General features: G+C 63.3%; 19 protein-coding genes. 2 read left to right on the forward strand and 17 right to left on the reverse strand.

The features are described 5' to 3' along the window. Positions 1-60 precede the first annotated feature (60 nt). From ACFRJ9_RS16360 to ACFRJ9_RS16425, 14 genes are all read right to left on the reverse strand, one after another. Positions 61-561 carry a DUF3817 domain-containing protein gene (locus ACFRJ9_RS16360; RefSeq protein ID WP_377669996.1) on the reverse strand — a complete coding sequence of 167 codons (501 nt, stop codon included), beginning with the start codon at positions 559-561 and terminating at the stop codon, positions 61-63. Continuing rightward, complete coding sequence (locus ACFRJ9_RS16365; RefSeq protein ID WP_377669998.1) at positions 558-1,406, reverse strand: SURF1 family protein; 849 nt, start codon at positions 1,404-1,406, stop codon at positions 558-560. The genes ACFRJ9_RS16360 and ACFRJ9_RS16365 overlap by 4 nt, the downstream gene beginning before the upstream one ends. A gap of 233 nt (positions 1,407-1,639) precedes the next feature. Beyond that, positions 1,640-2,128, reverse strand: coding sequence for a PTS sugar transporter subunit IIA (locus ACFRJ9_RS16370; RefSeq protein WP_377670001.1), 489 nt, complete (start codon positions 2,126-2,128; stop codon positions 1,640-1,642). Positions 2,129-2,176: 48 nt separating this feature from the next. Then, entirely contained in the window at positions 2,177-3,931 is a 1,755-nt protein-coding gene (locus ACFRJ9_RS16375; protein WP_377670003.1) for a glycerol-3-phosphate dehydrogenase/oxidase, read from the reverse strand. 72 nt (positions 3,932-4,003) lie between these two features. Next, the gene (locus ACFRJ9_RS16380) at positions 4,004-5,140 is read right to left on the reverse strand and encodes a GuaB3 family IMP dehydrogenase-related protein (protein ID WP_377670005.1); all 1,137 of its coding nucleotides are present in this window, start codon (positions 5,138-5,140) and stop codon (positions 4,004-4,006) included. 73 nt (positions 5,141-5,213) lie between these two features. Then, complete coding sequence (locus tag ACFRJ9_RS16385) at positions 5,214-7,091, reverse strand: ABC transporter ATP-binding protein (protein ID WP_377670007.1); 1,878 nt, start codon at positions 7,089-7,091, stop codon at positions 5,214-5,216. 100 nt (positions 7,092-7,191) lie between these two features. Further along, complete coding sequence (guaB, locus tag ACFRJ9_RS16390) at positions 7,192-8,703, reverse strand: IMP dehydrogenase (RefSeq protein WP_144648551.1); 1,512 nt, start codon at positions 8,701-8,703, stop codon at positions 7,192-7,194. A 242-nt stretch (positions 8,704-8,945) separates the two neighbouring features. Continuing rightward, on the reverse strand, positions 8,946-11,036 hold the full coding sequence (locus ACFRJ9_RS16395) for an acyltransferase family protein (protein WP_377670156.1): 2,091 nt from the start codon (positions 11,034-11,036) through the stop codon (positions 8,946-8,948). Further along, the gene (locus tag ACFRJ9_RS16400) at positions 11,036-13,099 is read right to left on the reverse strand and encodes an acyltransferase family protein (RefSeq protein ID WP_377670010.1); all 2,064 of its coding nucleotides are present in this window, start codon (positions 13,097-13,099) and stop codon (positions 11,036-11,038) included. The genes ACFRJ9_RS16395 and ACFRJ9_RS16400 overlap by 1 nt, the downstream gene beginning before the upstream one ends. Before the next feature lie 214 nt (positions 13,100-13,313). Beyond that, positions 13,314-14,408: a flavin-containing monooxygenase gene (locus ACFRJ9_RS16405; RefSeq protein ID WP_377670012.1), complete on the reverse strand. Its 1,095-nt coding sequence runs from the start codon at positions 14,406-14,408 to the stop codon at positions 13,314-13,316. A gap of 290 nt (positions 14,409-14,698) precedes the next feature. Then, on the reverse strand, positions 14,699-16,333 hold the full coding sequence (locus ACFRJ9_RS16410) for a LuxR C-terminal-related transcriptional regulator (protein WP_377670014.1): 1,635 nt from the start codon (positions 16,331-16,333) through the stop codon (positions 14,699-14,701). Between the two features lie 163 nt (positions 16,334-16,496). Continuing rightward, positions 16,497-18,110, reverse strand: a complete 1,614-nt coding sequence (groL, locus tag ACFRJ9_RS16415; protein WP_377670015.1) for a chaperonin GroEL — start codon at positions 18,108-18,110, stop codon at positions 16,497-16,499. An 84-nt stretch (positions 18,111-18,194) separates the two neighbouring features. Further along, positions 18,195-18,491, reverse strand: a complete 297-nt coding sequence (gene groES, locus ACFRJ9_RS16420) for a co-chaperone GroES (RefSeq protein ID WP_011775524.1) — start codon at positions 18,489-18,491, stop codon at positions 18,195-18,197. 195 nt (positions 18,492-18,686) lie between these two features. Then, positions 18,687-19,049, reverse strand: a complete 363-nt coding sequence (locus tag ACFRJ9_RS16425; protein ID WP_377670017.1) for a hypothetical protein — start codon at positions 19,047-19,049, stop codon at positions 18,687-18,689. 67 nt (positions 19,050-19,116) lie between these two features. On the opposite strand from ACFRJ9_RS16425, the gene ACFRJ9_RS16430 reads away from it, so the two are divergent. Next, a complete protein-coding gene (locus ACFRJ9_RS16430) occupies positions 19,117-20,349 on the forward strand; it encodes an SAM-dependent methyltransferase (RefSeq protein ID WP_377670019.1) in 1,233 nt (410 codons plus the stop codon). A gap of 25 nt (positions 20,350-20,374) precedes the next feature. Here ACFRJ9_RS16430 and ACFRJ9_RS16435 read toward each other — a convergent pair whose 3' ends face one another. Genes ACFRJ9_RS16435 through ACFRJ9_RS16445 form a run of 3 tightly spaced genes read right to left on the reverse strand, consistent with a single transcriptional unit; the run spans position 20,375 to position 22,527 of the window. Then, positions 20,375-21,187, reverse strand: a complete 813-nt coding sequence (locus ACFRJ9_RS16435) for a shikimate 5-dehydrogenase (RefSeq protein ID WP_377670022.1) — start codon at positions 21,185-21,187, stop codon at positions 20,375-20,377. A 36-nt stretch (positions 21,188-21,223) separates the two neighbouring features. Beyond that, complete coding sequence (gene ykgO, locus ACFRJ9_RS16440) at positions 21,224-21,346, reverse strand: type B 50S ribosomal protein L36 (RefSeq protein WP_011775528.1); 123 nt, start codon at positions 21,344-21,346, stop codon at positions 21,224-21,226. A 41-nt stretch (positions 21,347-21,387) separates the two neighbouring features. Next, positions 21,388-22,527 (reverse strand): GTP-binding protein, encoded by a 1,140-nt coding sequence (locus ACFRJ9_RS16445; protein ID WP_377670024.1) that lies wholly within the window; start codon positions 22,525-22,527, stop codon positions 21,388-21,390. Positions 22,528-22,687: 160 nt separating this feature from the next. Between ACFRJ9_RS16445 and ACFRJ9_RS16450 the strand changes: the two genes are divergently transcribed. After that, the gene (locus ACFRJ9_RS16450) at positions 22,688-23,839 is read left to right on the forward strand and encodes a glutamate--cysteine ligase (protein WP_377670026.1); all 1,152 of its coding nucleotides are present in this window, start codon (positions 22,688-22,690) and stop codon (positions 23,837-23,839) included. Positions 23,840-23,851 lie beyond the last annotated feature (12 nt).

A 23,851-nucleotide genomic window follows, 5' to 3' on the forward strand; every position in this document is an offset into this window, starting at 1 on the left:
CCGCCAAGGGCCAAAAGGGGGCCCGCCGTTAGGCATCTCACACCGGGATGCCCTCAAACCCTAGTAGCGCTTGGAGGCCTGCGGGTTGGCTGCCAGTTCCGCTTCAACCTCTGCATGGAACTTTTTCTCCACGATGAAGGACAGAAGCGGGATTACGCCGCCCAGTGCCAAAAGGATGAGCTTGGAGAAAGGCCACCGCATGAGAGACCACAGGCGGAAGTTGGAAACCAGGTAGACCACGTACATCCAACCGTGGACGATCAGCACTGATGTGGAGATGTTGAACCCCCCAACCACACCCTTGGGCTCGGACTCCGCAAAGCCGAAGCCAAACGGCTGCCCCGTGACGGCACTGGTGCCACCGGCGAAGAGCGAGACGCCGAACGCGTAGCGGGCGATCAACTCGGCACACAAGAGGAGCAACATGGCACCGGTGAGGTAGGCCATGACTTTGTAGAACTTCAGCGCCGAACGGATTTGGGCTTCCGTCCCGCCAAACCTCCGCTTCTTGGGCTTGGGTCCGGACTGTTCGGGCTGGATTGCCGGTTTGGGCTCAATCATGGCTGCACCTTTTGTTCTGGCTCTGGGCTTGTAGGTTCTTTGTCTACCTCTGCGTCGCTGTCCGGTTCGTCGTCGAACTCGTCGCCTTCGAGGTCCCGCCGGTAGTCGTCCGCCACCATCCTCCACCAGATGTAGAGGGCAAAACCAGCGAAGACAACCCATTCGACCGCGTAGAAAATGTTCAACCAGTTAACCTGCTCAGCTGGCGGCTGCGCTGGAATGTTCAGCGCCTTCACGTCATCGCCAAGCGGGACGGTCACACCCGCGGCAACTTCAGATGTCGCTGCCACGAATCCCGGGTAGCTGGAGACTTCCCAGGTGTTGATCAGCTCGGCCACCGCCACCGCGGAAGCCCTGCCCGGGCCGGCGTCGACATTCGGAGTGGGGGCCTCGGACGGGAGGAGGCGGCCAGTCAAAGTAATGGCGCCCGACGGCGGCGGGCCGGCTTGGGCGGCATCGGCCACCCAGCCGCGGGCAACCGGGATCCAGGTCTTTGGCGACGCGGCCACACCGCTCAGGGTCGGGGCTCCGTCAACCGCGAAGGCGGAGACGATCCAGAAACCCTTTTGGTTGTTGTACAGGCGACCTTCGACCAGGACCTGCTTTTCGGGGTCGTAGCTTCCGGTGGCGCTGACCATCTGGTCGGAGACGGAGCCGGGGAAGAAATGCCCCGGCTGGAGGACGTCCACCAGGGGCTTTACTTCTTCGATGCTGGAGGGAGCGGGAGGCTCGTGCTGGGCAGACCGGCTGAGCTGCCACTGGCTGAGCAGCACAAATACCCCGGACAACAGAAGCGCAAAGACCAGTCCTGCGATCCAGCGGGGTTTCAACGCGGTTTTCAACACCCCTTAACCGTACTTCGTCCGGCTGTAGAACAACGAAACGAGGGTTGGGGCCTGCCTAGAGTGGGGCAGCCGGGTCCCTGCGTGGCGACGGAGTCGACACGAAAGGGCCTGCCTAGAGTGGGGCAGCCGGGTCCCTGCGTGGCGACGGAGTCGACACGAAAGGGCCTGCCTAGAGTGGGGCAGCCGGGCCCCTGCGTGGCGACGGAGTCGACACGAAAGGGCCTGCCCCAATCTCAGTGGTCGAAGAACACCAGGCTGGAGTTGATGAGTTCGGAAATGACTTCGGTATCGTGCGCCCTTCGAAGGGACTCCCGGAACGACTCCTTGGAGAGGGACCGCGCCAGGGTAGCCAGGACTTCGAGGTGGTCCGAGAAGGAACTTGCAGGCGTGGCAATGAGGAGGATCACAGTGGCCGGGCCATCGGTGGCGCCGAAGTCCAAGGCATGACCGAACTTGGTGACGCCTACCGCAATGGAGATCCTGTCCACGAATTCGCTGCGCGCATGCGGCAGGCCGATGCCACCAGGGAGCCCGGTGGCCAACTGGTGTTCGCGTGAGTGCACCTGTTCCAGGAAGCCCTCCAGGTTGGAGATCCTGCCGGCCGCATGCAGCCGCTGAGCCAGTTGCGCCGCAGCATCGATCTTGTCCCGGGCGACAAGTTCAAGGATGACCGTGTCCGGGGTGGTCAGTTCCGCATCGTACCGGTCAAGTGGTTCAGCCAAGTCGTGTTCCCTCCAGTGTGGCCTCCCGGCCGCAGTTCCTTGAGCTGGTCAGCGAAGGGGAACGATGTCATCGACTCCCATGCGCGCGGCATCCGCCGATTCGTCGTCGGGCTGCTGCTGACTGAGCCGTTCAGCTTCCACCCGCGCAAGGTAGTGCTTGATTTCGCTTTCTTGCTGAGTCTCGCTCCAGCCAAGGATTTCTCCCATCAGCTTAGCCACTACAGGCACGGCAGACACACCCCGGTCCCAGGCTTCGATGGAGATCCGGGTCCGGCGGGTCAGGACGTCGTGCACATGGCGGGCGCCTTCGTGGGTTGTAGCGTAGACAACCTCGGCCGCGAGGTAGTCATCCGCGCCGGGCAACGGTTCAGCAAGTTCGGGCCGGTCCTCAATGAGGTCCAGCACTTCCGAGGTCATTGATCCATAACGGTTGAGCAAGTGCTCCACGCGTGCCACGTGAACGCCCGCTTCGTCTGCTGAACGTCCCCGCCGGTTCCAAGCCGCTTTGAAGCCCTCCGCGCCCAGCAGCGGAATGGTCTCGGTGCAGCTGGACGGAACTCGCTCGTCCATGGCGCGTGTGGCTTCGTCCACTGCATCCTTGGCCATGACCCGGTAGGTGGTGAACTTGCCGCCGGCAACCACTACGAGTCCCGGTACAGGGTGTGCCACAACGTGCTCACGCGACAGTTTTGCGGTGGAATCGTTCTCTCCGGCCAGGAGTGGGCGCAGGCCGGCGTAGACGCCTTCAACGTCCTCCCGGGTCAGTGGCCGCTTGAGGACCTTGTTGACATGTTCAAGGACGTAGTCGATGTCCTTGCTGGAAGCAGCGGGGTGTGCCTTGTCCAGTTTCCAGTCGGTGTCGGTAGTACCGATAATCCAGTGGCGGCCCCAGGGGATCACGAAAAGCACTGACTTCTCGGTGCGAAGGATCAGGCCGACTGTGGACTGGAAGCGGTCTCGCGGCACCACCAAGTGAATGCCTTTGGAAGCACGGACTTTGAGCTGGCCCCGGTCCGTGACCATGGCCTGGGTTTCATCGGTCCACACGCCGGTAGCATTGACCACTTGCTTGGCGCGGACTTCGAAGACACTGCCGTCTTCCTGGTTTTCCAGCTTGGCTCCGACCACGCGCTCCCCCTCGCGGAGGAAATCCACCACGCGGACGCGGTTGGCTGCATACGCGCCGTAGTAGGCGGCCGTCCTGACGAGGTTTACCACCAGGCGGGCGTCGTCCACCTGGGCGTCGTAATAGCGGATGGACCCGACAAAGGCATCATCCTTCAGGCTGGGAGCCGCGCGGAGGGTTCCCCGCCTGAACAGGTGCTTGTGCATGGGTACGCCACGGCTGTGCCCTGACGTGAGGCCCAGGGTGTCATAGAGCATGATGCCCGCCCCGACGTAAGGGCGTTCCCAGAACCGGCGTGTCAGCGGGTACAGGAAGGGCACAGGACGGACCAGGTGGGGGGCTATCTGCTGGATCAGCAGCCCCCGCTCCTGGAGGGCTTCCTGGACCAGGCCGAAGTCCAGCATCTCCAGATAGCGCAGGCCACCGTGGATGAGCTTGGAGGATCGCGACGACGTTCCCGACGCCCAGTCCCTGGCTTCGACGATTCCCACCGTCAAGCCACGGGTCACGGCATCGAGTGCCGCGCCAGCTCCTACTACGCCGCCGCCGACAATCAGGATGTCGAGCTCCTTGCCGGCCTCGGCGGTGGCTTTCAGGACTTCAATTGAAGCGGCTCGGGCTTCGGGGCTAAGTGCTCCCGGAGTACCCCCGTGCGGACCGCCTGCGACATTGCTCATCGGACCCCTCCTCAAACGCAACTGCTGGTAGTCCCCTACCCTACTTGTTGCCCGGCCCGTTTGGCAGGAGTCTTAGTTGCCCGAGTAAGGCGACACTACGACGTCGACGCGCTGGAACTCTTTGAGGTCCGAGTAGCCGGTGGTCGCCATGGAGCGGCGCAAGGCGCCAATAAGGTTGGAGGTGCCGTCCGTGTGGTGGCCAGGCCCAAAGAGAACCTCTTCCAAAGGACCAACGGTTCCCACGTTGACGCGGTCTCCACGCGGAGATTCGAGGTGGTGGGCCTCGGGGCCCCAGTGCCAGCCGCGACCCGGTGCTTCCTCGGCACGTGCCAGGGCGCTCCCCAGCATGACGGCGTCCGCACCCATGGCGATCGCCTTGACGATGTCCCCGGAGCTGCCCATGCCGCCGTCGGCGATGACGTGGACGTAGCGGCCGCCGGACTCGTCCATGTAGTCACGGCGTGCGGCAGCGACGTCGGAGATGGCTGAGGCCATGGGCGCGTGGATCCCGAGGGCGCGGCGGGTAGTGCTCGTGGCGCCGCCGCCGAAGCCGACCAGGACGCCCGCGGCACCGGTGCGCATGAGGTGGAGTGCAGGCGTGTAGCCGGCTGCGCCGCCAACAATGACGGGGACGTCGAGTTCGTAGATGAACTGCTTGAGGTTCAGGGGTTCGTGCGTTTTGGAGACGTGCTCGGCGGAGACGGTGGTACCGCGGATCACGAAGATATCGACGCCGGCAGCCACCACGGTCTTGTAGTGTTCCTGCGTGCGCTGCGGGGTGAGGGAACCGGCCACCGTAACGCCGGCTGCGCGGATCTCGGCGAGGCGGGAGCTGATGAGCTCCGGCTGGATGGGCGCCTGGTAGAGGTCCTGCATGCGACGGGTGACCGCCGGGCTGCTGGTTTCGTCAGCCAGGCCCGCGATCTCGTCGAGCACCTTCTGCGGGTTCTCATACCGGGTCCATAGGCCTTCAAGGTCCAGGACGCCGAGGCCGCCAAGACGGCCCAGGGCGATGGCCGTATCCGGGGACATCACAGAGTCCATGGGGGCCGCAATCACGGGCATGTCGAACTTGTAGGCATCGATCTGCCACGAGACAGAGACGTCCTTCGGGTCACGCGTCCGGCGATTCGGAACGATCGCGATGTCATCCAGGGAGTAGGCACGACGCCCACGCTTGCCACGGCCAATCTCAATCTCATAAGTCACTGCTCGAGTTTATCCCACCGGGGCCGAAGCCCCGGCTTTGGCCGACACGTGCGAGCCGGTCCGCTCAGGCAGGTTACGGGGTGTTCTGGCTGGTCTCGTCAGCGGTGAGCTGGGATTCGAACATTCGGAAGTAGCGTCCACGCAAGGCCACGAGTTCCTTGTGTGTCCCTTCTTCGGCGATCCGGCCATCTTCAAGCATGTACACGACATCGGCCTTTTCTATGGTGGCCAGCCGGTGGCTGATGGCAATGATGGTGCTGCTCCGGTCCGCGAAGAGTCGAGTGAAGATCCGGTGTTCAGCCAAAGCGTCAATTGCCGAGGTGGGTTCGTCCATGACCATGAAGGAGGCGTCCCGGTAAAAGTTGCGCGCCATGGCCAGCCGTTGCCATTGGCCGCCCGAAAGCCCGCTCCCCTTGCGTCCCCGGGGATCTTCCATCCAGTTGCTGACATGGTTTTCCAGGCCGTTGGGCAGCTTGCTGATGAACTCCATGGCCTCGGCATCCGAGGCTGCGCGCCGCACGCGGGCATCGTCCCGGGGTTGGTCAACGTCTCCGAGGTAGATGTTTTCGGCCGCGGTAGCGAACTCATACTTCAGGAACTCCTGGCTCAGAACCGCCAAATGCCGGTGCCAACTGGTGACATCGATCCCGGCAAGGTCCACGCCGTCGAGCAGTACCTGGCCCGAATCGGGCCGGTACAGCCCGGCGAGTATGCGGATCAGTGTGGACTTCCCGGCGCCGTTTTCACCAACGATGGCAACGTGCTGGCCCGCCCTGATGGTCATCGAAATGCCCTTGATGACCTCGATGTCGCTGCCCGTGTAGCTGAACCGGATGTCCCGCAGTTCCACAGTGGTGGGCGACTCTAGCAAGGGCGGTTCGTTGCCGCTGGGTACGGGGAGGGCCATGAAAAGCTCATAGTCCTTGAGGTTGGCGAGGTCCTCGTCAATGGAACTCAGCGAGGAAACCAGGTTGTTGGCCGTGGACAATGCCCGGCTGACAATCTGCTGCACATAGAGGAACTGCCCCACCGGTTGGGCCCTGGCGATGATCTGCCCCACAACCCAGATCAGCGAGACAACCTCGGCACCGTACTGGAGGGCATCTGCAGCCAACTGTTTGGGGATGTACCGCCTCTGGAAGTCCAGGCGCCGGCGTTCGTCAGCGTCGCGAAGCCGGGATCGCAGGTCCATCAGGTATCCCACGATCCCGTAGAGCCGCATCTCGGCGATGTGCTGGGGCCGAAGCAGGTTTTGCTCGATCATCCTGCGCTGCCTGCGGGAATCCACTTGCGTATTCCAGTGCGCGATCTGCTCGCGTGAGAGTTTGAACTGCAGATAGACGCTGGGCACGATCGCCACCAAAACAATCACGGCAATCCACCAGCTGACCAGCAGCAGGGCACCAATGGCAAGGATCACCGAGACCAGCTGCGTAAAAATGGCGGCGATCCTGTCAAGGACGCGGGCATAGGAATCCGAGAACCGTTTGGCGCGGTCGTAGAGATCCACCGTTTCTTTGTCGTCATAGCGCCAGAACTCCAGCGCCAGGAAGCGTTCGTACATCATGTCGCCAACGATCGCACCCACTTTGAAGCTCATGAGCTGCTGGATGTACCGGTCCACGCTGCTGAAAGCGCCCCAAAACAGGCCCAGTGCGGCGGTGACGATGACATACACCACCGCCCGCGGACCGGCGTCGTGATCCCCCGCATAACCGGCCGCCAGCGCGGTGGTGGTGAGCGCGGCGAAGTATGTAGTGACCAGGGGCAGCGTGGCCGAGATCAGGGAACCGGCCACCTTCATGAGAACCGCGACCGGCGACGCTTTGAAGCTGACTTTCAGGACCTGTCCGACGGCGCGTGCGTAGGGCCGGAGGGCAAGCTTGCGGGGCGGCGCCTTGTTCAGGCGGACCGACTCCGGGTGCCGCGGTTGTGCGGGCTTTTCAGACATGACCTCAGCCTATTCCCCACGGCAGACATTCAGGCGTACGCCTTAAACAGCTGTTCCCCGCGGATACCTCCACGGGGAACAGCTAAGACGAACCCAGGACCTAGCGGGAACCGTAATTCGGTGCCTCGACGGTCATCTGGATGTCGTGCGGGTGCGATTCCTTCAAACCGGCCGGCGTGATGCGGACAAACTTGCCGCGTGCCTTGAGCTCAGGAATGGTGGGGGCACCGGTGTAGAACATGGTCTGGCGGAGGCCGCCGACCAATTGGTACGCCACGGAAGCCAGCGGGCCGCGGAAGGCCACACGGCCCTCGATGCCCTCGGGAATGAGCTTGTCATCACCGGAGACGTCGGCCTGGAAGTAGCGGTCCTTGGAGTAGGAGGTGTTCTTGCCGCGGGACTGCATGGCACCGAGGGAACCCATGCCGCGGTAGCTCTTGAACTGCTTGCCGTTGACGAAGATGAGGTCGCCCGGGGATTCCTCACAGCCGGCAAGAAGCGAGCCCAGCATGACGGTGTCGGCGCCGGCAACCAAGGCCTTGCCGATGTCGCCTGAGTATTGCAGGCCGCCGTCTGCGATCAGCGGAACTCCGGCCGGAATGGCAGCCTTGGCTGATTCGTAGATGGCGGTGATCTGCGGAACGCCAACACCGGCCACAACGCGCGTAGTGCAAATGGAGCCCGGGCCAACGCCCACCTTGATGCCGTCGGCACCGGCATCGATCAGCGCCTGGGCACCTTCACGGGTTGCCGCCTGGCCACCGATGACGTCCACGTGGGCAGCAATCGGATCCGACTTGAGGCGGCGGATCATGTCCAGCACGCCTTGGGAGTGACCGTTGGCGGTGTCCACGAACAGGGCGTCCACACCGGCGTCGATGAGCTTCATGGCGCGCTCCCAGCCGTCGCCGAAGAAGCCAATGGCAGCGCCGACGCGCAGGCGTCCTTCGTCGTCCTTCGTAGCCAGCGGGTACTGCTCGGCCTTGGTGAAGTCCTTGGTGGTGATGAGGCCCTTGAGGCGACCCTGCTCGTCAACCAGCGGGAGCTTCTCGATCTTGTTGGTGGCCAGCTTGTGCGACGCTTCATCACGGCTGATGCCCACATGCCCGGTGATGAGGGGCATCTTGGTCATTGTGTCGCTGACGCTGCGGAACGGGAAGTCAGACTCCGGAATGAAGCGGGTGTCGCGGTTGGTAACGATGCCCAGCAGACGGCCGTCGGTGTCCACCACAGGCAGGCCCGAGACACGGTACCGGGAGCAGAGCTCGTCCAGTTCCTGCAGGGTGGCTTCAGGACCGATGGTCAGCGGGTTGGTGATCATGCCGGATTCGCTGCGCTTGACGCGATCCACGTGCTCGGCCTGGTCGTCGATGGACAGGTTGCGGTGAACCACGCCCAAGCCACCCTGGCGTGCCATGGCGATGGCCATGCGGGACTCGGTCACGGTGTCCATGGCGGCAGAGAGCAGCGGGGTCTGCACGCTGATGCGCTTGGAAATGCGGGACGAGGTGTCAGCCTCGGACGGAATGACGTCGGTGTGTCCGGGGAGCAGCAGGACGTCGTCATACGTCAGGCCAATGAAGCCAAACGGATTGTGTTCGGGCTGGGTCATGAGTGTGCGCCTCTTACCTGGGTTCTTGGGGGCTTAACTGGTAGGGGTTGCAACTGATGACCAGCCCGTCATTACGGGACTGGCCTGTGCATAAGGTACTGCGAGGCAGCTAACATGCTGCCGGTATTGAATAAATAGTAGAACCTCCGCGCCGATCGCCATATTCCGCGACGCCTGAGTGTGAGCAACAGCACTGGCGGCAGGCCGCCGTCGTACACTTGCCCGTGCGGCTGCAGGGGTCCCTAGCTGCGGGACCAGCCGGTGGCGGCCAGCAACCGTTCCTCGAACATCGGGATCATGCTCTGCACGTAAGTCTTGGTGAGGTGATTGTCGTCCTTGTAGACGTACACGTTCCCGACGACCGCCGGGCAGGTGCCCTGTTCACAAATGAAGTCGCTCATATCCATCAGGTGCAGTCGCTCCACCTTGCCGACGTAGTCGTCCAAGGGTGACGACACCGCCAAGGACTCCTCCAACGGCGCATTGCAGTCGGGGGAATCCGGGCCCTTCTTCTGGACGCATTCGGGCATATTGATGCTGAACCGCGGATTGTCACGAACCCCCACCACATCAATGCCGGCGTCCGTGAACGGCTTGATGCCGTCGAGGTAGCCAGGCACTTCCGTCTCAAACGGAGCTGTGACGTGCGTCAGCGAGGCCACCGTAAACACGGCATCCGGCCGATGTTCCATCATGTAGGCGGCACTGGCCTTGTTGAACTCGTTGCACTCGTCAGTTCGCTCCGAGGATTCGGCACCGAAACGGCAACTTCCCTTCAAGAGCGTCACCACTTCCCAGCCGTGCTCCTTGGCTATCGGGCCAAGAGCGGCCATGTACTGCTGGGCATGCGAATCGCCCAGCACCACGATCTCCTTGGTGACAACCTCGGGTTCGTCGTTTTGCAGGCAGCCCTCCAGCAGCGGGTCCGTGGGAACGTTGTCGCCGGTGCACAGTCCGTCGATGTCCGCCCACTCATCCTTCATGGCGGCCGGCGCCGGGATGATCAGGGCTTCCGGCGTGGGATTGCCCGAGAACTCCGGGGACAACGCGGCCGCACCCGGTGTCAGTTCCTTGGGCTGGTCAGCAATCGCGGCGCCCTCGGCGGCGATCGCTCCCTGCCAGGCGGTAACGGGCAATGCCAGCAAGGCACCGCAGGAAGCAATCACGACGGCGGCACGCCAGGACCGGACGTCCGGCCACTCCCAGCGGCGCATGGGTACCTCGACGTAGCGGGTGGTGACCACCGCCAAGACCATGGAAGCGGCCATTATGCCCAGACCTTGGAGGAGGTTCGGCGTCGTGGTGCCTGTTACGAGAAGGAAAAACACCAGGACCGGCCAGTGCCACAGATACAGGGCATAGGAATTGTCTCCCACCAGCACCAAGGGCCGGGAACTCAGGAAACGGTCAGCACCCAGGCGGCTGTTGCTCTGTCCGGCCACGATCACGGCTGCTGCGGCCAGAGTCGGCCAGAGGGCCACGAATCCGGGGAACGAGCGGTCCACTGTCAGGACAAGGCCGCACGCGAGCATCGCGGTGATTCCGGCCCAGCCCAGGAACACACGGAGCCTGCGGCCAGGTTTCAGGTACGGCAGCGCCAAGGCGAGCAAGGAGCCCAGCGCGAACTCCCACAGCCGGGCACGGGTATCGAAGTACGCGTATTCCTGGTTGGTGGCGGTCTGCTCTATGGAAAACACGAGTGAGGCCAGGAACACCATGCCAAAGGCCACGAACAGTAACTGACGGTGGGCCACGGCCTTCCGCTCCGGGAAGAGCTTGGCCAGCTGCGGCTGCAGCAAGGCCACGGCCGCGAAGATCAGCGGCCACAGGATGAACACCTGGCCTTGTACTGACAGCGACCAGAAATGCTGGAGCGGGCTTGCCCCCGAATGGTCCTGCGCGTAATAGTCCACAGCCGAGTCGGCGAGCTGCCAGTTCTGCCGGTACAGCAAGGACGCCCACGCTTCAGCGAGGATATCCGGCCAGCGGCTCTGCGGCACGAACGCCCACGTGGCGGTCAGGACCGCCAACAGCACAACGACGACGGCGGGCAGCAGCCGCTTGAACACGTGAAGCCAATGCCGGACAAGGCGCAAAGGCGAGCCGTTTTCGAGCTTTCGCGTGAACGACAACGTCAGCAGGAACGCCGAGATCAGCAGGAAGACGTCAACCCCGCCGGAAACCCTGCCGAGCCAGATATGGTAGGCCGCCACCATGAGCACAGCCAGCGCGCGCAGTCCCTGGACCTCCGGACGGAAGCCTCGTTCCGCCGTCGGGCGTTGTCCTGCGGCTGGTACGGCTGAAGCTGTTGCCGTGCTGGTGTGTGCATTCATCATCGTTGCCACCCGGTAGCGGCAAACCACCTTTCATCGAGCATGTCCGCCATGCTCTTTACGTATGTCTTGGTCAGGTGATTGTCGTCCAAGTAGACGAAGGTGTTACCCACAATGGCCGGGCAATAGATCCCCTCGCAAATCAAGTCCGACATATCCAGCAGGAACAGGTCTTGATACTTGCCAAGAACTGCATCGAACGGGCTCTGGGCTGCCAGGACATCCGCACGAAGGGGACGGCAGTCCGGACTGTCCTGCCCCTTGGAGAGCGTGCAGTCCGTCAGGCTATAGGTGAACCGCGGATTATCCCGCATGGCAATGACCTGGGTGCCCAACGCGTTGACCTCCGGGATGAGCTCCTCGAAACCGTGCGTCAGCTGCTCATCAGGGGCAGAAGGAACGGCCGCGGTACCCACCATGAAAATGGCATCGGGCGGATGGGCTTCAATGTGGCTGCGGACTTCGCGGTTGAACTCGTTGCACTCCGGCTCGGCGTCCGGGTTCTCCGTCATGAACGGGCAAGCTCCGAAGAGCATGGCGTAGACCCGCCAGTGGTGCTGCTCGGCCAGCTCGCCGATCGCGGCGAGCCACTGCTGCGAATGCGAGTTGCCCACCACCAGGACCGTCTTGGTGGCGTCAGCGCCGACGTCGTTCTGCTGGCAGTTCTCCTGCAGCAGCGGCGACTCCGGCTTGGTTTCACCGGAACAGGCATCCGACAAATGGGCCCAGTCTGACGGCAACTGTTCCGCGGACGGCAGGGTCATGGCGTTCGAGGCCACTTGGTTCACATAGCCGGGCAGAAGTGCTTGGGCCCCGGGGTTGTCATGGGCCGCCTGCGCCTGGGCAGCTTGCAGGTCCAAGTCCTGCTTGTACTGGAAACCAAGAAGGGGTGCGGACGCCACGGCCACGCACGCTGCGATGGCAATAGCTGCGCGCCGCCGCTTCACTTCAGGCCATTTCCATTCCCTGAAGGGTTTCTCCACGTATTTGGTAGTAAGGAAAGCCAGAACAAGGGACAGGGCCACAATCGCCGTTCCGGAAAGCCAACCCGCATGGTCTTTGCCGCTCCAAGCCAAGGCAATCACCAGGATGGGCCAGTGCCATAGGTACAGGGCGTAGGAGTTGTCGCCGAGCCGGACCAGAAACTTGGAACTCAGGATCCGGTCCACGCCGAAACGGCTCCCGCTCTGACCGGCCGCAATCACGGCAACGGCCGCCAAGGTGGGCCACAGTGCCACAAAGCCGGGAAACGCAGTCTGGACCTGCAGCAGGATGCCGCAACTGAGCATCGCCGCCACGCCAATCCATCCCAGGACCACACGGACGGGCTTCGAAAAGTTCAAGCCCGGGAGGATCAGGGCCAGCAAGGTGCCCAAGGCGAATTCCCACAGACGGGCAAAAGTATCGAAGTAGGCCACCGCCTGGTTGGTGGCCGTGAAAATGATGGAGTAGATGAAGGAGATCACGAAAATGATCGCGAAAATATACGCGAGCGTCGCGCGGTAGCGGAGGCCGAACCGGCGGCAGAGCAGCGCAACGGTGGCGAAGATGATGGGCCACATGATGAAAACCTGGCCCTGGATGGACAGCGACCAGAAGTGCTGTACAGGACTCGCCAGGCTGTGGTCCGCAGCGTAGTAGTTGACCGCCAGGCCCTGCAGTAGCCAGTTCTCGAAGTAGAACAGCGAGGCCCATGCTTGGTGCACAACCTCAACCCAGCGGGTCGGCGGCAGGAAAGCGAAGGTGGCCGCGAGCGTCCCCAGGAGAACCACGACGACGGCGGGAAGCAGCCGCCGGAACAGGTGCAGCCAGTGCCGCAAAAGATCCATCGGCCGGCGTTGTTTGTAACGTCCCGTGAACTGGAGGGTCATGAGGAAGGCGGAGATGAGGAGGAAGACGTCGACACCTCCGGAAACCCTGCCGATCCAGATGTGGTAGCTGACCACCATCAGGACAGCGAGTGACCGAAGACCTTGGATTTCGGGGCGGAACTTAGACTTTGCAACGGGTCCGGAAGCCCGCCTACCAGGGTGGGCGGGGGTTGGGATCGTTGGCGTAGTCACGTTAGGCGGTTCCTCAAAGCTGCGGCACAAAGCATCAATAATACGCGGTTTCCACCGCGCACCCCCATTGGGAGGGCATTTCCGACCGCCCTCCCAAGCCTTATTAGTTCAAGTCCAGCTATGGATTTTCCCAGCCCCACCTGTGCGTGACCTGTGCCGATACCCGTTTTGGCCAAGCGTGGACGGGCCCCTTGCGATGTGTCGCATTCCACAATCACGGCTGCCCTTGGTCCGCCAAGGAGCTCCGGTCCATTGCGGGCTGCTGCGCCATTGCGGGTGTGTGTGAGGCCGCCATCTGGCGGGCCAGGTATCGGGCATCGCGGCTGACGCCGGGCAATGTGGCTGACGCAGCCGCAAAAAGGAACTCCTGGCCAATGAAATAGAGTCCGGAAACATCGTGCGCCACTCCCCTGGTTTGCCGGGGCTCACCTATGGGGTCAAGGGCCGGGAGCTTCAACCACGAATAATCCTCGTGGTAGCCGGTGCACCAGATGATCGTGGAGACATCCAGGATCCTTCCGTCTTCCAGGACAGGCTTTCCGTCGGCAACCCCGGCGACCCTGGGGACCAGGTCGATCCCTGCGGCACCCAGCTCCTTGGTCTTGGTCCGGATCAACGGTGCCGCCATGGACTTGAATCCCGGCGCCGCCTTCCTGCCAACAGGAGTGTTGTAGTTGAGGACGTACAAGCCCAGGAACCGCACGATTGGCAAGGCAAAGCGGGCTGCTGTCCGCCCATGCCGGACCGGCAGCTCCCCGCTTGGCTTTCCGGCAACCAAAGTGGGATGCGTCCGGCCCACTTCCAGGGCGATCTCCGCCCCCGAGTTGCCAAGTCCGACAATCAACACCGGCCCTGCCCGGAGTTGCCCTGGATTCCTATAGTCCTGGGAGTGGAGTTGCAGCACTGCCGGGTCAACTTCCGTGGCAAACCGCGGCGTCTTAGGCAGCTGGTGACCGCCGGTAGCGACCACGACGTTGCGGGCATGCCAGACACGGTCCCTTGAACTGACGGCGAAACCTTCATCCGCTGGCCTGACGTCTTCTACCCGGACGTTCGGAATGAACGGGAGATCGAAGCGGCGGACATACTCTTCAAAGTAATCCGCCAGTTCATCCTTCGACGGAAAGGCCAGCCGGTCTCCGGGGAAATGCGCGCCCGGCAGGCCGTCGTACTTGGCAGGAGTGAAGAGGTGCAGTGAGTCCCAGCGCTGGCGCCAGGCATCTCCCGCCCGGGCGTTCTGGTCCAGGATGACGAAGTCCCGCCCCTTCCCTGGCCAGCCAGTATCCGAGGGCCAGCCCGGCCTGCCCACCCCCTACGATCACCGTGTCCAGCTCTGTGTGCTGACTCTTTTCCATGGCTGCTTCTCCTCGCTGGCTGTTGTGGCATTACGTGCCGATACAGCCAAGCTATTGCCCGGGTGTCCCCCGCCGCGTCGGCCGGATTACGCATTCCCGCGAAGTCGGTATGGGTATTTATGCGCAGACGTCCGGAGGTGAGAGAGCGACGCTCGAAAACAATCCGGAGGTGAGAGAGGGACGCTCGAAAACAATCCGGAGGTGAGAGAGGGACGCTCGAAGACAGTCTGGAAGTGAGAGAGGGTCAGCGGATCATGCCGTGCTCAAAGGCGTAGCCGGTGGCTGCCGCCCTGGACGGCACCCCTAGCTTGGACAGGATATTGCTGACGTGCCGGGCCACGGTCTTCTCGCTGAGGTAAAGCTCCCGGGCGATGGTCCTGTTCGCCAGGCCCCCGGCGATCAGCCGCAGGACTTCCAGTTCCCGGCCGGTCAGCGACGACGTTCCTTGGGGCTTTTCCCCGCTGAACTCCAGGACCTTCGCCACCGCCGGCGTTGCACCCAGGTCCGCGAACTCAGCCGTAGCGGCCTCAAACTCCATGGCCGCCGAGTCCGTGTCCCCCATTGCTGCGCAGGCCCTCGCGGCAAGGACCCTGGAAAGCGCCGCTTGGTAGGGCGCCTCCAGGCTGTACCAAATCCGCCACGCTCTCCTGGACTGTTGAAGGGAAGCCACCGGATTGCGCTCGGCCAGAAGCACATCCGCCGCTGCCAGGGCGGCGAGCGCCAGCTCCAGCGGCCTGCTTTCACGGTGCAGCGGTGCGGACAATTCGTCCGCCGCAATCCTCGCAGCAGCTACGTCGCCCGCAGCGAGCTCGATGTCCACCACGGCAGGAAGGAGCCTCCTCCGGTTGGCCTTGTCCGCGCCCTCCAACGCCCGGCGCATGGTGGCTTGTGCCCTGGACGCCTTGTGCTGCGCCAATTGGAGGTACGCAATTCCGGGTACCGGCTCAAAGCCTGTCTCGGCTGCTTTCGCATAGGCCCTGCCGGCTTCTTCCAACCAGCCCCGCAACCGCAGGACTTCGCCCTGCTGGTACCAGGAACCGAACGTGGCATCGGGGTCGCCTTTCCTGATCCGGCCTTCGGCCGCCCGGGCGACTGACAAGGCTTCATCCCACGCACCGTGCAGGATCAGGAGCTCAGCACGGTTGGCCTGGCACTGCCCGCTGAACATGACCATGTCCGGCCGTTCCCCGCACCAACGTTCCAGTGCGGCAGTCCACTCCTGGGCACGGTGTACGTCGTGGGCAAGGCGGCAGCTGCCTAGCACTGCGCAGTAAATGATTCCCGCCGGTATGGGAGAGACCTCACCTGCAGTTACCGAGACCATGACTTCGTCGAGGAGTTGAAGTCCCTCATCTGTGTGCCCAAGCGAGACGCGGGAGGTCCCAACGCCCAGCTGGCCCATGGCTTGGAGGTCCTTGTCGTGGAAGAGGGTACCGATTTCCAAGGCCCTGCTGAACAACCCGTGGCCGGCTTCGGCATTGCCTGACCGAAGGGAGCCCAGTCCTGCCGGAATAAGAAGGTACCCTTCGGCCGCGCTGGGTCCTTTCGCGCCCTCCAGTAAGTGTTTGGCACGGGATAACCACCCGTTGCCCCTTGCCTGCTCACCCATGTCCATGAGGAACATGACCAACCATGCGGCGCACCGGGCCGCGCTGTCAGTGTCTCCCATGGTGAGGAATTCATCGTGCGCCCGTGTGAGGTACTCAACGCTCTCCGAGTTCAAACCCAGCAGCATGGCCACCGACGCCACCAGTTCAATGTCCTGGGGAGGCAATCCACCTTCGGCATCCGCACGTGCAAGGCAGTCCAAGGCGTCGCTCCAGCGGCGCTCGTGGAATGCCGAGCGTCCTAGGTCCAAGTCCGTGGCCGGAGTTGTCATGGTTCACCGTAGGGGTGGAAGCGACCCGGTTTGTGCCCGAAGCCGCCGCATTAGCGTCAGGTTACCGCCGCCGTCGAACGCCGACAATAGCTGCCCCCCGCCTGCCCGCGGACAGCAAAGAGCCCCGGTCACGAACATGACCGGGGCTCTTTGGTACAGGCAGTTAGTGCTTGTGGCCTGCGTGTGCGTCTTCTTCCTCGGCCGGCTTCTCGGCTACGAGGGTCTCGGTGGTGAGAACCAGGGCAGCGATGGAAGCGGCGTTGCGGAGAGCGGAACGGGTGACCTTGACGGGGTCGATCACGCCAGCGGCGATCAGGTCCTCGTACTCGCCGGACTTGGCGTTGAAGCCGTGGTTGGCGTCCAGTTCGGAAACCTTGGCAACAACCACGAAGCCGTCGAAGCCTGCGTTCTGGGCGATCCAGCGCAGCGGCTGGACCAGGGCGCGGCGGACGATGCCCACAGCAGCTGCTGCGTCACCTTCCAGGGCCTTGACGGCGGGCGACTCGTCCAGTGCCTTGAGGGCGTGGATGAGGGCCGAACCGCCACCGGAAACGATGCCTTCTTCGAGGGCTGCACGCGTGGAGGATACTGCGTCCTCGATGCGGTGCTTCTTTTCCTTCAGCTCAACCTCGGTGGCTGCGCCAACCTTGATCACGCCGATGCCGCCGGCCAGCTTGGCCAGGCGTTCCTGCAGCTTTTCCTTGTCCCAGTCGGAGTCCGTCCGGGTGAGCTCAGCACGCAGCTGTGCAACGCGGTCGGAGACGTCCTGGGCCGAGCCTGCACCGTCGACGATAGTGGTGTTGTCCTTGGTGACCGTGATGCGGCGCGCGGTACCGAGTACCTCGAGGCCTACGGAATCCAGGGTCAGGCCGAGGTCAGGGGAAACAACCTGTGCGCCCGTGAGCGTGGCGATGTCCTGGAGCATGGCCTTGCGGCGGTCGCCGAAGCCGGGTGCCTTGACGGCCACAACGTTGAGCGTGCCGCGGATGCGGTTGACGATCAGGGTGGACAGGGCCTCGCCCTCGATGTCTTCAGCAATGATGAAGAGCGGCTTGGAAGCCTGGAGGGCCTTCTCCAGCAGCGGCAGGAAGTCCTGAAGCGAGGAGATCTTGCCCTGGTTGATCAGGATGAGTGCGTCCTCGAGGACGGCTTCCTGACGCTCAGCGTCCGTGACGAAGTACGGGGACAGGTAGCCCTTGTCGAACTGCATGCCCTCGGTGAGGACCAGCTCAGTCTGCGTGGTGGAGGACTCTTCGATGGTGATGACGCCATCTTTGCCCACCTTGCCGAACGCTTCTGCCAGCAGTTCGCCGATTTCATCGCTCTGCGCGGAGATCGCTGCGACGCTGGCAACCTGCGTGCCTTCGACCTCGCGGGCGTTCTCCAGCAGGCGGGCTGCGATGGCTTCAACGGAAACCTCGATGCCACGCTTGATCTCGCCCGGTGCGGCGCCGGCAGCAACGTTGCGCAGGCCTTCCTTGACCAGGGCCTGGGCCAGCACGGTAGCCGTGGTGGTGCCGTCGCCGGCGACATCGTTGGTCTTGGTAGCTACTTCCTTGGCCAGCTGGGCACCAAGGTTCTCGTAGGGGTCGTCAAGCTCAACTTCACGGGCGATGGTCACGCCGTCGTTGGTGATCGTGGGAGCGCCCCACTTCTTGTCCAGCACGACGTTGCGGCCGCGCGGACCAAGCGTCACCTTGACAGTGTTGGCGAGCTTGTCGATACCGGCCTCAAGAGACCGGCGGGCAGCATCGTTAAAAGCAAGCTGCTTTGCCATGGTTGTGTCCTTTCAAGACAGAAAACCCGCACCGCTGTCGCTCGGAATGATTCCAACGCGGCTGCGGTGCGGGGCTCCAGGAAGTTACTTTACGACGATCGCAAGGACGTCGCGGGCGGACAGAACGAGGTACTCGTTGCCGCCGGTCTTGACTTCGGTTCCACCGTACTTGGAGTAGATGACGACGTCGCCAACAGCTACGTCAACCGGTACGCGGTTGCCGTTGTCATCGAAGCGGCCGGGGCCGATTGCAACAACTTCGCCTTCCTGCGGCTTCTCCTGCGCGGAGTCCGGAATTACCAGGCCGGAAGCCGTGGTCTGCTCTGCTTCGAGCGGGCGAACAACAATACGATCCTCAAGAGGCTTAATCGAGACCGACACTCGGACTCTCCTTTTCATGAGCTGATTCATGGACTAAAAACTTGGGTGCCGAGGCGTGCAACCGTCGTCGCGGTGCCGGTAGCTGCCTGGCGGTGGTGATTAGCACCCTCCGGGGAGAGTGCTAACAAGACTCTATGTAAGGCGTTAGCACTCGGTCAAGGTGAGTGCCAGCATTTCGTCATGGGTGAACGCCCGTCACCGGCCGGTGAGGTCCTCCAGATCGTAGTCTTCGCCGTCATCGTCCCCGTCAACCCGGTCTGTCCCACGGTTCAAGTAAAGGAGTACGCCGGAAGCAACGGCAACCACGGCGGAGACCACCAGGGCAATGATTCCGCCGACGCGGGCTCCGCTGTAGAGTTCGCGGATGTCCCGGGCCTCGTCGGTGGCGTCGTTGACGCTCTTGCCTGTCACGGAGTAGGCAGCCGCGTTGAAGGAGTCCAGCGCAAAGATGATGATCAGCAAAGCTATGCAGACCACCGCAATCACAGCCCCCGCAATTAAGGCAGGGCGGGCATACCGGGTTATGTGGGAGGGCTGCGGAACTGCGTTGTCTTCCATGAAAACAACCCTATCTGGCTGATTCCCCAGTCACGATGCCATGACGTGCCCTATTAGGCTTGATCCCATGTCTCACGCACCGCAGGAACAGATCGCGCCCTTGCTGACCACCGAAGGATGGGAACTTCTTGCCTCGCTGGGCCCGTACCGGGACGCCGACGCGTTCAGCGTCAACGCCGACCTCCGGAAGGCGGGACATTCTCCTGAACTCGTGGCAGCCGTCCTGACCCAATCTCGCCTACGGACCCGGGCCGAGTCAAAGTTCGGCGAGTTCGCCCGCCAGATGCTGTTCACACAGGCCGGCTTGGAGCAAGCCACGCGCCTGAACGTCGCAGCACGGCACGCGGAACGATTCGCGAAGGCAGGCATTACCCACGTCGCCGACCTCGGCTGCGGCCTGGGCGCGGATTCCATGGCGATGGCCTCCATGGACATTGCCGTAACCGCCGTGGAGATGGACGAGACCACCGCCGCCTGCGCCACTATCAACCTCATACCGTTCCCGCACGCCACCGTGGTGCACTCGGATGCCACTTCCGTTGGGCTGGACGGGATCGACGGCGTCTGGCTGGATCCGGCCCGACGCACCACCTCCACGTCCGGAACGAAGAGGATCTGGGATCCCGAAGCGTTCTCCCCTCCCCTGTCTTTCGTGGAAGGGCTGGCGGCTTCCGGCCGCGCTGTGGGCGTCAAGATGGGCCCCGGCATCCCCCATGACTCGGTGCCTTCGGGCTGCGAAGCCCAGTGGGTTTCCGTCGGGGGCGATGTCACCGAGGTGACCCTGTGGTTCAACGCGGTAGCCCGTCCCGGCGTGCGTCGTGCCGCCCTCGTCCTCAGCTCCCAGGGCGCCGCCGAAATCACCAGCGGCGAGGATTTCGACGGCGGCCCGGTAGCCGCCGTCGGGCCTGTTGACGGCTACCTGTACGAACCTGACGGCGCGGTGATCCGCGCGGGGCTGGTGGCCGACGTCGCCGAACGCCTGGGCGGGCACCTGGTGGATGAGCACATTGCCTACATTTGCGCGCCCGAACTGCAGGACACCCCCTTTGCCCGCGCCTATAAGGTGCTGGAGGTCATGCCGTACAACGTGAAAGCCCTCAAGGCCTGGGTGAAAGCGAACGGCATCACCGTGCTGGACATCAAGAAGCGCGGAACGGCAGTAACTCCTGAGGAACTGCGGAAACAACTCCTCCCGGGCAAGCCGGCAGGGAAGGGCAAGGACGCGAAAACAGCCACCCTGGTCCTCACCCGGATCGGCGAGGAGAGAGTGGCTGTTGCGGTGGAGCCTGTGACGGCCTAGGCCGCCTACCAGCGTCTGCCGGCGATTAGCGGCGCGAGAATTCCGAGGCTTCGCGCACCTGCTCAGCGCTCGGGCGCACACCGGTGTACAAGACGAACTGTTCTTCGGCCTGGATGGCTATGACCTCCGCACCGGTGATCACAGGCCTGCCCGCGGCGCGGGCAGCGGAGATCAGCGGCGTCTCCGAGGGAAGCGCGACGACGTCGAACACCACCTTGGCGGCGGCAATGGTTGCATCGTCGAAGGACTGCGCTGTTTCGTCCGCGCCCGCCATGCCCAGCGGCGTGACGTTGACGATGAGGTCCGCCGTGGAGCCGTTGACGTCGTCCTGCCAGCCGAATCCGTAAAGATCCGCGAGCGCACGGCCGGTGGTTTCATTGCGGGCCACGATGGTGACCTCAGTGAACCCGGCGTCCCGGAGTGCAGCGGCCATGGCCTTGGCCATGCCGCCCGCGCCGCGGAGCAGGACCGAGTGGCCGCTGGGAACTGCGTGGTCCTTCAGCAGCCGGGCGATGGCAATGTAGTCGGTGTTGTAGGCCGTGAGGACGCCGTCGTTATTGACGATGGTGTTGACCGAATCAATGGCCTTGGCCGAGGCGTCCATCACGTCCACCAACGGGATAACCGCTTCCTTGTACGGCATGGACACCGCGGCACCCCTGATGGGGAGGCCGCGGATGCCTGCCACTGCGAGGGCGATGTCCGCCGGGGCAAATGCTTTGTAGACAAAGTTCAGGCCGAGCAAATCGTAGAGGTAGTTGTGGAACCGGGTGCCGATGTTGCTGGGCCGGGCCGCGAGCGAAATGCACAGGGACATGTCTTTGTTCAGGATTGGCATTTACCCATTAAACAACCCTCGAATTGAAACCCGCTTTCAGCCTTGCCGGGCCTTCATCCTCGGGTTGTTCTTGTTGATGACGAACGTGCGTCCGCGCCTGCGGACGATCTGTGCGCCCGGGATCTTCTTGAGGGCACGCAACGAGTTCCTGACCTTCATGGTGTTTCTCCTTCTCTGGTGGGTTACTGGTGGCCTGAGGTTCATAGTGCGTCGCTGAGTTCCAGCGGGTCATGCCAGGTGGCGAAGTCCACGTCCATTTCGGCGTCACTGAGTTGGCAGCCTTCCAGCAATTCCTGGATCTCCCGGGGATCGATGTCCTCGGAACGCCCGGTGATGGCCAGGACCGTCCCGCGGTCGCCGTGGTCGGGATGCCAATCCAGGACGGAGTCGACGTCGGCGGCCCCTCCCCGGAGGTGGGTTCCGGTTGCGGAGTCGGCCAGCCAGGATCCGGTGCTTTCCAGCCAGACCCTGGGTCCGATTCCCTGGACGGCGATCCGCGTCTTCGCCGCAGATGCGATCCACAGGCGCCCCCGCAGCCAGTGCGTGCCGGACGCCAATCTGGGCAAAGCTTCACGGAAACGGCCTGGATGCAGGGGCCGCCCCGCCTTGTGCAGCACGGTCCGGAAGGACCCCGGGGCCTCGTTCAAAGGCAAACGCACGACGCCGGGCCGGCTGCGGGCCGCTGCCTCGGCGTCGTCGAAGCAGCCCGGCCTGAAGTCGTCAGCCGCACCAACAGCGGCCGCATGGGGTGCCAGCTGGCCAAGCAGTTCGGCGCCAATCAACCACTCCGCAGACCCCTCGCGGTGATCTCCGGTCAGCTCGGCGCCCAATCCGGGATGCAGCATGACGGTATCCACCTGGCCGAATTCGCCAATCAGGAACTCGCCGCTGGTGCGGTCATCCTGGGGCATGGAGGTAAAGCCTGATTCGAACAGGGTGTGGCGATCCCACATGTGGTCATCCAGGTCAGCGGGATCCAGGGCCAGCACAGCGTTGTCGATGACCACCGGGCGGCTCAGTCCACGCCGAAGCTCCGCGACTGCCATCCCCGCAGCCACGCCGGGCGGCAGGCCCAGGACAGCGTGGTCGAAACCGCAGGCAGCGAGGCGCTCCACGGTGGGAACCACATCCAGGCGAACGGTGCAGCTGAGGCAGCCGTGTTCCAGGACTGTTGTTTCGCGTTCGAACAACCGCCCTCCCCGGTAGACGCGGCGCAGCACCAAGGACCCGTCCAGAAGGCCATGCAGGACCACCACAGAGTTCGGGTGGGTGCTGCCCAGCCTTGCGGCTGCCGCTTCACGGCATTGACTGTCCAGGGAACTGACGACTGTAAGATGCATGGGATGATTCTAAATGCAAACCATTCTCATTAGCAAATGAAGGGTGGCTTCATCGTTGGTCACTCGCAATCAGAGGCGGCCCGGCTGCACTAGACTTATGCCGACCGCTGGCGGCCCCGCAGCGGGGCCGTGCCCGGCAGAAACACAACGAGGGGACTACGTGCAGATTGAGTTTGCGCCATCCAGGCAATCGACACTGGGTGTGGAGTGGGAGTTGGCGCTGGTCAATGCACGGACCGGCGAGCTGGTCTCGGTAGCGAACGATGTCCTCAAAGGCGTCGCCGCGAACCACCCCGACCTCAACGAAGACGATGAACATCCCCACATCAAACGCGAACTCCTCCTCAACACCGTTGAACTCGTCACTGGAATCTGCGAGACCGTCAAGGACGCCAAAGAGGACCTGAGCCGTTCCCTCGCTGCTGTCCGTGAAGTCACCGACCCCATGGGGGTGGAAGTATTCTGCGCGGGCAGCCACCCGTTCAGCCCTCCCCTGCTCCAGCCCGTGACGGACAAGGAACGCTACGCCAAGCTGATTGAGCGCACCCAATGGTGGGGACGCCAAATGGTGATCTACGGCGTCCACGTCCATGTGGGCATCGACCGCCGGGACAAAGTCCTTCCGATCCTTGACGGCCTGGTCAACTACTTCCCGCACTTTCAGGCGCTGTCCGCCTCCAGCCCGTTCTGGGCAGGGGAGGAAACCGGCTACGCGTCCCAGCGCGCCCTCATGTTCCAGCAGCTGCCCACCGCAGGGCTTCCCTTCCAGTTCGAAACATGGGAAGCGTACGAGTCCTACGTCCAGGACATGTTCACCACCGGCGTCATCGACTCCACGTCCGAAATCCGCTGGGATATCCGGCCGGTGTCCAACCTGGGCACCATCGAGATGCGCATCTGCGACGGCTTGGCCACGTTGGAAGAAGTCGGAGCCATTGCTGCCCTGACCCAGTGCCTGGTGGATGAGTTCTCCTCCATCCTCGATGCCGGCGGCACCATCCCCACCATGCCGCCCTGGCATGTGCAGGAGAACAAATGGCGCGCCGCCCGCTACGGCATGGAAGCCATCATCATCCTCGACGCCGATGGCAACGAGCAGCTGGTCACCGAGCACCTCGCGGAGACTGTGGCGCGTCTGGAGCCGGTGGCAGCCAGGCTCGGCTGCACCGAAGAATTGGCGGACGTCCTGAAGATCATCGAACGCGGGGCCAGCTACCAGCGTCAACGCCGCGTGGCCGCTGAGCACGACGGCGACCTGCAGGCCGTGGTGATGGACCTCGTGCAGCAGATGCGCAAAGGTCCCGACGCCTAAGTCGGCACGGAA

The sequence above is a fragment of the Paenarthrobacter sp. NPDC056912 genome (genome assembly GCF_042786555.1).
Taxonomy (GTDB): Bacteria; Actinomycetota; Actinomycetes; order Actinomycetales; family Micrococcaceae; genus Arthrobacter.